General features: G+C 72.6%; 14 protein-coding genes. 1 reads left to right on the top strand and 13 read right to left on the bottom strand.

The window, feature by feature from the left end; genetic code table 11:
* Positions 1-86: 86 nt before the first annotated feature.
* The 10 genes from FB457_RS04325 to FB457_RS04280 all read right to left on the bottom strand — a co-directional run bounded on the left by FB457_RS04325 (position 87) and on the right by FB457_RS04280 (position 9,379).
* Positions 87-977, bottom strand: a complete 891-nt coding sequence (locus FB457_RS04325; protein ID WP_047014837.1) for a diacylglycerol kinase — start codon at positions 975-977, stop codon at positions 87-89.
* Between the two features lie 17 nt (positions 978-994).
* The gene (tatC, locus tag FB457_RS04320) at positions 995-1,936 is read right to left on the bottom strand and encodes a twin-arginine translocase subunit TatC (RefSeq protein WP_145781270.1); all 942 of its coding nucleotides are present in this window, start codon (positions 1,934-1,936) and stop codon (positions 995-997) included.
* 124 nt (positions 1,937-2,060) lie between these two features.
* A complete protein-coding gene (tatA, locus tag FB457_RS04315) occupies positions 2,061-2,369 on the bottom strand; it encodes a Sec-independent protein translocase subunit TatA (protein WP_047014839.1) in 309 nt (102 codons plus the stop codon).
* A gap of 134 nt (positions 2,370-2,503) precedes the next feature.
* Positions 2,504-2,728, bottom strand: a complete 225-nt coding sequence (locus tag FB457_RS04310) for a hypothetical protein (RefSeq protein WP_047014840.1) — start codon at positions 2,726-2,728, stop codon at positions 2,504-2,506.
* A gap of 95 nt (positions 2,729-2,823) precedes the next feature.
* Positions 2,824-3,759 carry a helix-turn-helix transcriptional regulator gene (locus tag FB457_RS04305; protein WP_125938797.1) on the bottom strand — a complete coding sequence of 312 codons (936 nt, stop codon included), beginning with the start codon at positions 3,757-3,759 and terminating at the stop codon, positions 2,824-2,826.
* A 47-nt stretch (positions 3,760-3,806) separates the two neighbouring features.
* On the bottom strand, positions 3,807-4,823 hold the full coding sequence (locus tag FB457_RS04300) for a helix-turn-helix transcriptional regulator (RefSeq protein ID WP_047014841.1): 1,017 nt from the start codon (positions 4,821-4,823) through the stop codon (positions 3,807-3,809).
* Between the two features lie 179 nt (positions 4,824-5,002).
* Positions 5,003-5,377, bottom strand: a complete 375-nt coding sequence (locus tag FB457_RS04295; RefSeq protein WP_047014842.1) for an FKBP-type peptidyl-prolyl cis-trans isomerase — start codon at positions 5,375-5,377, stop codon at positions 5,003-5,005.
* Positions 5,378-5,643: 266 nt separating this feature from the next.
* Positions 5,644-6,630 (bottom strand): FKBP-type peptidyl-prolyl cis-trans isomerase, encoded by a 987-nt coding sequence (locus tag FB457_RS04290; RefSeq protein WP_047019763.1) that lies wholly within the window; start codon positions 6,628-6,630, stop codon positions 5,644-5,646.
* A gap of 127 nt (positions 6,631-6,757) precedes the next feature.
* Positions 6,758-8,119, bottom strand: coding sequence for a Pup--protein ligase (pafA, locus tag FB457_RS04285; RefSeq protein WP_018836870.1), 1,362 nt, complete (start codon positions 8,117-8,119; stop codon positions 6,758-6,760).
* A gap of 9 nt (positions 8,120-8,128) precedes the next feature.
* Positions 8,129-9,379: an MFS transporter gene (locus FB457_RS04280; protein ID WP_145780900.1), complete on the bottom strand. Its 1,251-nt coding sequence runs from the start codon at positions 9,377-9,379 to the stop codon at positions 8,129-8,131.
* Positions 9,380-9,480: 101 nt separating this feature from the next.
* Here FB457_RS04280 and FB457_RS04275 point away from each other — a divergent pair, with 101 nt between their 5' ends.
* Positions 9,481-10,581: a LacI family DNA-binding transcriptional regulator gene (locus FB457_RS04275; protein WP_047014844.1), complete on the top strand. Its 1,101-nt coding sequence runs from the start codon at positions 9,481-9,483 to the stop codon at positions 10,579-10,581.
* Between the two features lie 84 nt (positions 10,582-10,665).
* On the opposite strand, the gene prcA is transcribed toward FB457_RS04275, so the two are convergent.
* From prcA to FB457_RS04260, 3 genes are all read right to left on the bottom strand, one after another.
* A complete protein-coding gene (gene prcA / locus FB457_RS04270; RefSeq protein WP_145780898.1) occupies positions 10,666-11,502 on the bottom strand; it encodes a proteasome subunit alpha in 837 nt (278 codons plus the stop codon).
* A 54-nt stretch (positions 11,503-11,556) separates the two neighbouring features.
* Positions 11,557-12,402 (bottom strand): proteasome subunit beta, encoded by an 846-nt coding sequence (prcB, locus tag FB457_RS04265; RefSeq protein ID WP_047014846.1) that lies wholly within the window; start codon positions 12,400-12,402, stop codon positions 11,557-11,559.
* 130 nt (positions 12,403-12,532) lie between these two features.
* Positions 12,533-12,751, bottom strand: coding sequence for a ubiquitin-like protein Pup (locus FB457_RS04260; protein ID WP_018836875.1), 219 nt, complete (start codon positions 12,749-12,751; stop codon positions 12,533-12,535).
* Positions 12,752-12,803 lie beyond the last annotated feature (52 nt).

Here is a 12,803-nt window from a genome sequence, read left to right as displayed (position 1 = left end):
CCGACAGCGCACCCGATCTTTGCGGACGCCCCAGGTCAGCCGGACGGCGACGGCCTCGACCTGCGGCGCCCCCGCCGCCGGGCGGCTCAGCGCACCAGCACCCGGGCCGCGCCCGGCACGCACTCCGCGGTCAGCGGCAGCGGCCCCAGCGGCTCCCCGTCCGCGTACCCGGTGACGTCGGCGGCACTCAGTGACACCCGCGCGGCCCGGTGCACGGTGACCGCCGGATGGGTCAGGTGCGTGCCCTTGTAGACCCGCGGGAAGACGCGCAGCAGCGTGCGCCGGCTGCACCGGCCGACGACGGTGATGTCGAAGAGCCCGTCGTCCATCCGCGCCTCGTGGCAGATCCGCATGCCGCCGCCGTACGACGGACCGTTGCCGACGGCGACGAGGGTCGCCTCGATCTCGGTCTCGGGGCCGTCGTCGAGCCGCATCCTGTACGGGATCGGGCGGAAGGACGCCAGCTCGGCGACCATCGCCACGTCGTACTTGAACCGGCCCGGCGGCCAGCTCATCCGGTTGCCGCGGTCGTTGACGCGGGAGTCGAAGCCGGAGGCCAGCACGGTCCCGAAGTACGTGTCCCCCGCCATGCCCAGGTCGATCGCCCGGGTGCTGCCGGACTCCAGCGCCCCCACGACGACCTCCGCCGCGGCGGCCGGGTCCCGCACGGGCAGCCCGGTGGCGCGGGCGAAGTCGTTGCCGGTGCCCACGGCCACGATGCCCACGGGCACCTCGGTGCCCGCCACGGCCTGCAGCGCGAGGGCGGCCATCCCGTCACCGCCGACCGATATGAGCGCCCCGGTGCCCGCGGCCACCGCCTCGCGGGCGCCGGCGAGCGCGGTGGCGGCGTCGCTGCCCTGGACGGTGGCCACCTCGTAGCCGGCGTCGCGCAGCGCCTCGGTGACGACGGGGGCGGCCTTGGCGCCCCGGCCGCGGCCCGCGGTGGGGTTGACGAACACGGTGATATCGCTGGTCACCCGCGTGACCCTAGCGGTCAGGTGGCGTCGTCGTAACCATTTCTGCGGGGCGTACCGTCCCCGCTCCCGGTCCCGCCCGCGCTGTCGGCCTCGCCGGTGGACTGCTCGGGCAGCGTCGCCGAGGCGCTCACGGGCTCCACGTCGCCCACGTCCTCCGGGGTGAGGTCGAGGTCGGACGCCTCGTCGTCCGCCGGGCCACGGGCCGCGATACGGGCCCGGCGGCGGTCGTTGAGCAGGGAGAACCCGGTGGCCAGGAAGTACAGCACGATCACCGGGCCGGCCAGCGCGAACATGCCGATCGGGTCGGTGCTGGGGGTGGCGACGGCGCCGAAGGCGACGATGCCGAAGATCATGGCCCGCCACCAGCCGAGCATGCGGCGACCGGTGACGGCCCCGCCCATGTTGAGCATCACCAGCACGAGCGGCAGCTCGAAGGCGAGCCCGAAGACCACGACCATGCGGGTCAGCAGGTCGATGAACTCCGGCAGCGGCAGCAGGTTGGTGGCGTTCTCCGGGGTGAACTCCAGCAGCACCTCTGCCGTGGTCGGCAGGATCTTGTACGCGAAGAAGGCACCGCCGAGGAAGAGCGGCACACCGGCGGCGACGAACCCCAGCGAGTACTTCTTCTCGTTCTTGTGCAGCCCGGGGGCGAGGAACGCCCACAACTGGTACAGCCAGATCGGCGTCGAGAGCACCATGCCGGTCATGAAGGAGACCTTGAGCATGATGGTGAACGGCGAGATGAGGCCGTTGACGGTGAAGGAGGCGCAGTCCTCCTCTTTGCCGATGTCGGACGCCTTCAGGTCGTCCGGGCAGCCGACGGATTCGAGCACCGGGTCCATCAGGAAGTCGACGATGTCCTGATAGAAGAAGAGCGCGACGATGCAGACCGCGAGGATGGCCCCGACGGCCTTGACGAGCCGGTCGCGAAGCTCCCTCAAGTGCTCCGCGAGCGGCATGCGCCCCTCGGGGTCCCTCTCCTGGCGCTCCTTGCGCTCCTTACGGCGGGCAACGCTTAGCAACCCACGTCCTCATCTCGTGCCGCGAGGCCGTCTCCGGCCGCGGTGTGCCCCTGCGGATCGGTCAGCGCTGCGACTGCTGCTGCGTCTGAGCCTGCGGCTGCTGGTCGTTGACCTGCGGCTCGCTCACCGGACGGGAGCTGGTCACGTCGCCGGGGGCGGCCTGGATGGTCTTGGGCGCGGGCTGCGGCGGGTCCGCCGGAGCGGCCTCGTCCGTCTTGCCCTCGTTCTTCATGGCCTTGGCCTCGCTCTTGAGGATGCGGGCCGACTTGCCCAGCGAACGGGCCATGTCCGGAAGCTTCTTCGCGCCGAACAGCAGGATGACGACGACGAGAATCAGGATGATCTCGGTAGGGCCGAGCCGTCCGAACATATGCGTCTACCTTCTCACCGAGGCTGCGTGGGTTTGGGCGTGATCGATCGTAACCCCCGGGGGTGAACTCCGGGCAATCCCCCGGCGTACACCAATCGTGGCCCCCGCCTCGCACCGGAGCCGCGACCTGCAGCCTACCTCCCGAAATCCGATCCGGGGAGGTCACGTGTCGAGCCCGCCCGCCGGGCGACGTCCGCCGCGGAGCGTTCCAGATCACTCGTCGCACGGCTGATCTGCTGCGCCGCGTCATCGAGGCGGCGGGCGAGCCGCTGCACTTCGAGGCCGACGCGGAGGGCCGGAACGGCGAGGGCGACGAGCCCGAGGAAGCCGAGCGCGACGGCGGTCATGGGCCACATCATGGGCGCAGCCTAGCCGCCGCGGCGGCCCCGGAGGACGCCGGTGCACGGAGGGGTCGATCACCGATTCGCACGTTACGCCCCTTATGCCGGAATGGCTAAGCCTGATGCTCGACGTCGTACGCGGCAAGCGCCTTGACCGCCGCGTCGCGCGCGCTGTCCGCGAGATCGCCCGGCGCGACGATCCGCCCGTCCCGCCCCAGCCGCAGCGCCAGCCGGCGCAGCGACGCCGGGTCCGGGGCCCGCAGCGAGATCCGCAGCCCCCCGTCGGGCAGTTCCTCCGCGCTGTCGTGCGGGTAGTACTCGGCGACCCAACGGCCGCCGGGACCCACCTCGATGACGACCTCGGGGTCCTCCGCGGACGGCTGGACGATGCCCTCGGAGAGGTCGCGCAGCTCGACGGGCGGCGGGTCGGCCGGGGCGTCGAGGATCCGGATCTCGGCGACCCGGTCGAGCCGGAACGTACGCCGCGCCTCCGACAGCCGGCACCACGCCTCCACGTACGTGTGCCCGACGGAGACCAGCCGGATCGGGTCGATCTCCCGCTCGGTGAGCTCGTCCCGGGACGGTGAGTAGTACCGCAGCCACAGCCGGCGCCGCTCGGAGATCGCCCGGTCCACCTCGGCGAAGACCCCGCCCTCGGACTCGAACGTCACCGACAGGCTGGAGCTGGCCGCCGCCGACTCGCCGGCCGCGGCCTCCAGCTTCGCGGTGGCCCGCAGCAGCGCCCGCCGGTCACCGGCCCGCAGCCCCGGCAAAGTGGCCACGGCCCGGGCCGCCACCAGCAGCGCGGTGGCCTCGTCCGCGGCCAGTCGCAGCGGCTCGCCGGTGCCGGTGGACTCGGGATTGTGGAACCAGATGCGCTCGCCGTCGGTGTCGATGTCCAGCAGGTCGCCGCCGCGGAAGCTCGTCCCGCACATCGGCAGCACGTCCAGGTCGGCGATGAGCTCGTCCTCGGTGACGCCGAAGGCGCGGGCGACGTCCGACAGGTACGCGCCGTTGCGCTCCCGCAGATATGTCACCAGCGACAGCATCCGCCGGGTCTGGTCGATGGCACTGGCCACTGCTCCCCCGCTCCCCCTCAGCCCTTGGCCACGGCACGCAGCCGGTCGATGACGTCGGCCCGCAGCTCAGCGGGCTCCAGGACCACCACGTCCGGGCCGAACTCCACCAGCCAGGCGTCCAGTCCGTGCCCGTACGGGATCTCCAGCTCGTCCCAGCCGGGCAGCACCGCCTCGCGGATGCCGTACGCGCGGGCGCGCAGCGGGTAGCCGGCGCCGGTGCGCAGCCGGATCAGGGCCGAGCGGTCCGCGCTCTCGCCGGCCCAGCGCTCGACGGTCTCGCGCACGGTCACCCGGTCCGGCACCTCGGCGGTGAAGCCGCGGCCGCGGTTGCGGACCCGGCCGGTGATCCGCGAGAGCCTGAAGACGCGCTCGGCGTCGCGGCCGCGGTCGTGGCCGACGAGGTACCAGTGGCCCCGCCAGCACTCCAATTGCCACGGCTCGACGTGCCGCTCCTCCGGGCGGGCCGCATTGGCCTTGCGGTACGGGAAGACGACGGGCCGGCGGTCCCGGCAGGCGAGCATCAGCGGCTCGAACGCCGCCTCCCGCACCGGAATCCGCGGCTCCAGCGCGCTGACCTGCTCCACCGCGCCCGCCTCGGGGTCGTCTCCCTCCCCCGCGAGCGGCATCCCGGCGGCGCGCAGCTTCTGCAGCGCGCCGCTGGCCGCGCCCGCGAGCCGGGCCTGCTGCCAGACTTTCGCGGCCACTCCGAGCGCGGCGGCCTCTTCCGCGTCCAGGGTGACGGGCGGCAGCCGGTTGTTGTCCCGGCGGGCCAGATAGCCGGGCTCGCCGTCCAGGCCCTCGACGGTGTCGATCACCATGCCCAGCTCGCGCAGATCGTCCTTGTCGCGCTCGAACATCCGGTTGAAGGCGTCCTCGCCGGAGGTGTCGGAGCCGAACGCGGTCCCGCGGCCGGGTCCGAAGGCTTCCACGTACGCCTCGATGGACGTGCGCAGCTCACGCTTGCTGAGCGGGCGGCCGGTGCCGAGCAGGCACAGCGCCAGGCACATCAGCCGCTCCGCCTTGGCGATCGCCATCGAGGGGGTCTCCTTATTGCGCGTCCGGGGCAGCGGGCGGCTGCCGCCGGCGACCGTCTACCGCACGTGTCGCTTGTGTTCGCAGATGACGACCGTACTCCGCCTGGGCCCGGCGGCCAAAGCGAAAGCCCCCGCCGTAGGGCGGGGGCCTTGCGCGCTGCCGGGTGCGGACGGTGCCGTCAGACGGCGACCAGGTCGCAGACGAAGATGAGCGTCTCGCCCGGCTTGATCCGGCCGCCGCCGGCGCCGGCCTCGCCGTAGGCCAGATGCGGCGGGATGGTCAGCCGGCGGCGGCCGCCGACCTTCATACCCGCCACGCCCTGGTCCCAGCCGGGGATGACCTGGCCGGCACCGAGCTGGAACTGCAGCGGCTTGCCGCGGTTCCAGCTCGCGTCGAACTCCTCGCCGCTGGAGAAGGCGACCCCGACGTAGTGGACGGAGACGGTGTCACCGGCCTTCGCGACGGGTCCATCGCCCTCCCACAGGTCCTGGACCTCCAGGTCGGCCGGCGGCGGGCCCTCGGGGAAGTCGACCTCGGGCTTGTCGATGCTCACGGAAGAACACTCCTCGCGCATGAGTGGACGGTGACTGGGCCGTAAGTCTTGCAGACACCCGGGGGCGGCGGTGCCGCCGCCTCCCCCGGGGGCGCGGATCCGGGCTCCCGGCGCTTGCCGCCCCCGTACGCGGGGTGCGACGGCCCTCACGGTCCGGGGCCGGTCCGCCGGCCGCCTGCGCTGGACGGCACCGGAACCGGCACCCCGCACCCGCACCGCAGCACCACGGCGCGTCCCGGACCGGGTCCGGCCGCGCGGACCGCAGGTCAGACCGTGCCGAGGATGTCGACGACGAAGACCAGGGTCTTCTTCTCCAGCTCGTGGCCCTTGGACTTGCCGTAGCCCAGGTCCGGCGGGATGACCAGGAGCACCCGGTCACCGACCTTCTTGCCGACCAGCGCCTTGTCCCAGCCCGCGACGACCGAGCCGGTGCCGATCTGGAAGGTGGCCGCACCGGCGTTGTCCCAGGAGGAGTCGAACTTCTTGCCGTCCTCCCACGCGTAGCCGGTGTACTGGGCGACGAGCCCCTGGCCGGCCTCGACCTTGGCGCCCTTGCCCTTGATGAGGACCTGCTCCTGCAGCTCCTTCGGGGCATCCGCACCGTCCGGGATGGTGATCTTCGCGGCCTTGCCCGCGGGCATCTCGATCTCCGGCATGCCCTCGCGCGGCTCGGCGGACTCGCCCTTCAGCTCGGCCTTGGCGTCGACCTTCCCGGCGCCGGCGACGTCGATGACCCAGACCAGGCCGTCGCCCTTCTTGATACCGGACTCGGGGTTCAGGCTCTCGCCGACGAGCGCGCCCGCGGTGCCCTCGACCAGCAGGCGGCTGCCCACGGTATGGCCCTCGACGGAGTCGAGGACGTCCGGCGGCAGCGACTGGTTCGGCTCGCCGACCTTGCCCATGAGCTGCTGGTGCACGGCGCCGCCGGCCTGCTGGCCACCGCCGCCGCCCGCGGCGGGCTGCGCCCAGGTGCTCCCCAGGTCCTGGTCGCCCTTCATGGTCTTGCCGGCGAAGTCCAGCCGGACCTGGTCGCCCTTCCCGACCTTGGCACCGTCGCCCTTGCCGAGGACCTTGACGACGGCCTCGTCGGACGCCTTGGCGTCGTCCGGGACGTCGAACTTCGGCTCCTCGCCGAAGGCTCCGGTGACCTTGGTCACGGCGCCGGTCTTCCCCCCGTTGTCCGAGTCGGAGGAGTCCTCGGAGCCACAGGCCGCGGCGAACAGCAGGGCGGGCACGATGAGCGCCGCCCCCATGCGGGTCATTTTGCGATGTGTCATGGGTCCAACTCGTGTAGGGGGTCCGGGCAGCTTCGGCCACTCTACGGCCTTCGCGCCCGGATCCCCGTCATCACATCCGTCCCGCACCCACCGCGCGCCCCGCCTACATTCCGGCGATCAGCTTTTCCACCCGGTCGTCCACGGAGCGGAAGGGGTCCTTGCACAGCACGGTCCGCTGCGCCTGGTCGTTCAGCTTCAGGTGCACCCAGTCCACCGTGAAGTCGCGCCGCTGCTCTTGCGCCCGGCGGATGAAGTCGCCTCGCAGCCTGGCCCGGGTGGTCTGCGGCGGGACCGATTTGGCCTCGAAGATCTTCAGATCGTTGCAGACCCGGGCGGCCTGGCCCCGCTTCTCCAGCAGGTAATACAGCCCGCGGCGGCGGTGGATGTCGTGGTAGGCGAGGTCTATCTGCGCGATCCGGGGGTGGGAGAGGGTGATGTTGTTCTTGGCCCGGTAGCGCTCGATGAGCTGGTGCTTCATCACCCAGTCGATCTCGGTGCCGACCTTGGCGAGATCCTGGGAGCGGATCGCCTCCAGGGTGCGGCCCCACAGCTCCAGGACCTGCTCGACGACACCGGTGCGGATGCCCCGGCGGTCCACGAAGTCCACGGCCTTCTCGTAGTACTCCTGCTGGACCTCCAGCGCGGACGCCTCCCGCCCGCTGGCGAGCCGCACCTTGCGCTGCCCGGTCATGTCGTGGCTGACCTCGCGGATGGCCCGGATCGGGTTCTCCAGAGTCAGGTCGCGCATCACCGTGCCGGCCTCGATCATGCGCAGCACGAGGTCGGTGGCGCCGACCTTGAGCAGCATGGTGGTCTCGGACATGTTGGAGTCGCCGACGATGACGTGCAGCCTGCGGTAACGCTCGGCGTCGGCGTGCGGCTCGTCGCGGGTGTTGATGATGGGCCGGGAGCGCGTCGTGGCGGAGCTGACGCCCTCCCAGATGTGCTCCGCCCGCTGGCTGACGCAGTAGACCGCGCCCCGCGGCGTCTGCAGCACCTTGCCGGCGCCGCAGATGAGCTGCCTGGTGACGAGGAACGGGATGAGGATGTCGGCGAGCCGGGAGAACTCTCCGTGCCGGGCCACCAGATAGTTCTCGTGGCAGCCGTAGGAGTTCCCGGCGGAGTCGGTGTTGTTCTTGAAGAGGTAGACGTCGCCGGCGATGCCCTCCTCGTGGAGCCGGCGCTCGGCGTCGACGAGGAGGCCCTCGAGGATGCGCTCGCCCGCCTTGTCGTGGGTGACCAGCTCGATGACGTTGTCACACTCGGGAGTTGCGTATTCGGGGTGCGAGCCGACGTCCAGGTACAGGCGTGCACCGTTGCGCAGGAAGACGTTGCTGCTGCGGCCCCAGGAGACGACCCGGCGGAAGAGGTAGCGCGCCACCTCGTCCGGGGACAGGCGGCGCTGTCCCCGGAACGTGCACGTGACGCCGTACTCGTTCTCAAGCCCGAAAATGCGGCGGTCCATGACTGAACATTACGCCTGTCGCTCGGTTTCGAAACCGGGTGCAGCTCCGCCGATTCGATCTTTTTCGACCGGCAGGGGCGGGCGGCCGGTGCCCGCCAGAACCCGTACGAAGCCGGTGAACACCAGCAGCGCCGCCGCCCCGCCGAGTGCGACGACCGCGAAGCCGCCCGTCTCGCCACCGTGCTCGACCGCGGGACCGCTGATCGCGGTGCCCGCGGCGGCGCCGAAACCGAAGGTCGTCACCAGCCAGGAGAACGCCTCCGTTGCCGTGCCGCGCGGCGCGTGCCGGTCGACGACGACGAACGAGCAGGCGAGCGCCGGGGCGAGGAAGAGGCCCGCGACACCGGAGAGCAGCGTCATGGCGACGGTGCCGGGCGTGAGCATCAGCGGCAGATAGCCGACCGCCAGGCCCGCCAGCAGCAATTGCAGCCGCCGCTCGGCCCGGCCCGGCCACTGCCGGGCGCCGTAGACGACGCCGCCGACCAGCGCGCCGGCGCCGAGCGCGGAGAGGAGGTAGCCGCCGATGGCGTCGTCGCCGCGGGCGTCGGCGTACGCGACGGAGGCGACGGCCGTACCGCCGAGGGCGACGCCGACGAAGAAGAAGGCGCCGAGGATCACCAGCAGCCCCCGCGCCCGCAGGGCCCCCAGCCAGTGCGCCTCGCGCGGCTCGGAGCGCCACCGGCGGGCGGGCGGCGACAGGACGACCCACAGGGCCCCCAGCACGCCCAGGGCGTTGAGCACGAGCAGCGCGGCGGACTCGGAGGCGGTGGCGACCAGCAGGGTGACGACCAGCGGCGCGACGGCGAACATCACCTCCTGCGCCACGGCGTCCAGCGCGTACGCGCCGTGCACCCGGTCCTCCCGCTTGAGCACGCTGGGCCACAGCGCCCGCAGGGCGCCCTCAAGCGGCGGCGTGAAGAGCCCGGCGACCAGGACGGCGACGCAGGCCAGCGGGAGCGGATCGATGCCCACGACGGCGAAGAGGGCCATCCCGGCGGCGGAGAGCAGCGCGCTGGGCAGCAGTACGCGCGGCTGGCCGCGCAGGTCGACGGCGCGGCCGAGGAGCGGCTGCCCGATCGCGGTGGCCAGGCCGTAGCCGCCGGAGAGGACGCCGCCCAGGGTGTACGAGCCGCCTTCCGCCCGGACGAAGAGCACGATGGCAAACGCGGCGGTGGCGTTCGGCAGCCGCCCGATGAGCGTCCCGGTGAGCAGCCTGCCGACGTGTCTGACGCGCAGCAACTCGGCGTATCCCCGCAGCACGGTCCCTCCCGAGACGCTGAAGTGTTACGTATAACGCCGTAGGTTATACGTAACACGGGCGAGGGTCGACCCCGTAGGCCGGAACGCGACGAGGAGGCACGATGCGGGGCGCGCACGAGGACGGAAGGCGCGCCGCGGCGCGCACCGGGCCGCCGGCGGCGGGAGAGCCGGCCCCGCGGCCGGCCGCGGGCCGCGGCGGCGGCGTCACCAGCCGCGACGTCGCCCGCGCCGCGGGCGTCTCCCAGGCGGCCGTCTCCCTCGTCCTCGGCGGCAAGTGGCGCGGCCGCGTCTCCGCCGCCAAGGCGGACGCCGTCCGCGCCGCCGCCCGCGAGCTGGACTACCGCCCCAACGCGGCCGCCCGCACCCTGCGCACCGGAGGCACCCGCACCGCGCTCCTCGTCGTCCCCGCGCTCACCAACGAGTTCTTCGCCGGCGTCCACGCCGGCGCCGCACGCGCCGCCGCCGCCCACGACTTCGGCGTCGTGCTCTACCCCTCTCCCGAGGGCATCGGCCCCGCCCGCGACCCCTTCGCCGCCGCCCACACCGCCGTCGACGGCGTGATCGCCTCGTCCATGGCCACCGACGCCGTACGGAACCTGCGCGGCGGCGGACTCCCGCTCGTCATGCTCGACAGCGACCCGGCCGGCACCGGTGCCGTCGCCACCGTCAACGCCGACGTGGCCGACGGCATGCGGCAGGTCGCCCGGCACCTGCTGGAGCTCGGGCACCGGCGGATCACACGCCTCGCCGCCGCCATCGACTCGTGGACCTTCACCGCCCGCGGCCGGGCCCTGGCCGAGGCGCTCGGCGCCGTGCCCGCCGTGCGGCTGTGCACCGAACCCGCCGAGCTGTCCGTCGCCGGCGGTCTCGCGGCGGCCCAGCGGGCGCTCACGGCCCCGGCTGCGGACCGGCCCACGGCGCTGGTCTGCGACGACGACCTGCTCGCGGCCGGTGCCCTCAAGGCCGTACGGCGCCTCGGGCTGCGGGTGCCGTACGACGTGTCGGTCACCGGCTTCGACGACCTGGCGCTGGCCACCGCCGTCGAGCCGGAGCTGACCACCGTGCGGCTCCCGGCGGACAGCGTCGGCGCGGCCGGCATGACGGCGCTGCTCGACGCCCTCGCGGGCCGCGGCGCGGGCAGCACGACGGTCCCGGCCCGCCTGACGGTACGCGCGTCGACGGCCCCGGCCCCGGGCGCGTAGAGCCGCCGGGGCCGTCCCCGGGACGGGCCCGGACACGACGACGGGCGGGCCCGTCGCTGGGCCCGCCCGGTCGATGCCGTACGGCTACTTCTTCTTGCCGGACCCGTTGCCCGGCTTCTTCGCGGTACCGTCCGCGGAGCCCGCGCCCTCGGCGCCGCCGTCCGCGTCCGCCGCGGTGTCCTCCCCGTCCTCCGCGCCGGAGGCACCCGCCGGTCCTTCGCCGTCCTCCTCCAGCAGCCGGGCGAGCTGACTGCCGAGGATCCGCCGGAACTTGCGCTGCTGCGGCCGGTTGCGGTCGAGGACCGCGACCTCGAGCTGCTTCGACGTCAGCTCCCGCTCGCCGCCGTTGTTGTCCCGCGCCAGCGACTCCGCCGCCAGCTTCAGCCCCTCCGCCAGCGTCATGCCCTCGCGGTGCCGCTGGTCGAGATAGCTGCTGATCTGATCGGAATTGCCGCCGACCGCGACCGAACCGTGCTCGTCGACGATCGAACCGTCATGCGGCAGCCGGAAGATCTGGTCGTCGGCGGGGGTCTCCCCCACCTCCGCGACGATCAGCTCCACCTCGTACGGCTTCTCGGCGCCGCTGGAGAAGATCGTGCCGAGAGTCTGCGCGTAGACGTTCGCGAGGCCGCGGGCGGTGACGTCCTCGCGGTCGTACGTGTACCCGCGCAGATCGGCGTAACGGACGCCGCCGATGCGCAGGTTCTCGAACTCGTTGTACTTGCCGACCGCGGCGAAGGCGATCCTGTCGTAGATCTCGCTGACCTTGTGCAGGGCCCGGGACGGGTTCTCGGCGACGAACAGGATGCCGTCGCTGTACTGCAGCACGACCACGCTGCGGCCGCGCGCGATGCCCTTGCGGGCGTACTCCGCGCGGTCCGCCATGGCCTGCTGGGGTGAGACATAGAACGGTGTCGACACCGGCTTATCCGTCCCTCTCTGCTCGTGGAGAAATCTCGTGGGGCCGCGCGCCCGCTAGAGCACGGACGCGCGCGGGCCGTCGGGCAGCTCCAGCCGGCCGTCGACCACCGAGCGGGCGATCTCGGAGACCTCGGCGTCGGGCAGCCTGCGGAAGCCCTCGTCGGTGATGGACGTGACGATGGGGAAGATACGGCGGGTCAGGTCCGGCCCGCCGGTGGCGGAGTCATCGTCCGCCGCGTCGTACAGCGCCTGGACGACGACGGTGGCGGCCTGCCGCTCCGTCAGCTCGTCGGTGAACAGCTTCTTCAGGGCACCGCGCGCGAACACCGAGCCGGATCCCACGGAGGCGAACCCCCGCTCCTCGGTCCTGCCGCCGGTCACGTCGTACGAGAAGATGCGGCCCTTCTCCCGCGCCGGGTCCCACCCGGCGAAGAGCGGCAGCACGGCCAGGCCCTGCATGGCCATGCCCAGGTTGGACCGGATCATCGTGGACAGCCGGTTGGCCTTGCCCTCCAGGGAGAGCTGGGCGCCCTCGACCTTCTCGAAGTGCTCCAGCTCGAGCTGGAAGAGCCGCACCATCTCGACCGCGACGCCCGCGGTGCCCGCGATGCCGATGGCGGAGTACTCGTCGGCGGGGAAGACCTTCTCGATGTCACGCTGCGCGATCATGTTCCCCATCGTGGCCCGCCGGTCACCGGCGAGGACGACCCCGCCGGGGAAGGTCAGAGCCACGATGGTGGTGCCGTGCGGCGCCTCGACGGCGCCCTTTACGGGCGGCACCTCCCGGTTCCCCGGCAGCGCCGCCGGAGCATGCTCACCCAGGAAGTCCATAAACGAGGACGAGCCCGGCGTGAGGAAGGCGGCCGGCAGTCGCCCTGCGCCACGGATGTTGGCTTCCACGCGAATCCTTCCGGGGGTACGGCGGCCCGCCCCCCACGGGCCGAGCCGGTGACTTGCGCTGGGCACGGACCTTACCCGTGCCGCTGCCGGGCGTCCGCCCGGGTGCTCCCCGGACGGACGCCCGGGACGGCTACTCGCCGCCCTTTTGCACGAAGGAGCGCACGAAGTCCTCGGCGTTCTCCTCCAGCACGTCGTCGATCTCGTCGAGGACCGAGTCCACGTCCTCCGACAGCTTCTCCTGCCGTTCCTTCAGGTCCTCGGAGACCTCGGCGTCCTGCGCCTGCTCCTCGACCTCTTCCTGGGAGCGCGTGGCCTTCTGCTGACCACCGCCGGTGTCCTTGGTCGCCATATCCCTCACCCCGCTCGGTGTCGCCCGATGGTCCTGACTGCGTCGCCCTGCA

This window comes from Streptomyces sp. CNZ287, assembly GCF_007827615.1.
The sequence above is the reverse complement of the archived record's forward strand: the minus strand, read 5'-3'. Positions and strand labels throughout refer to the sequence as shown.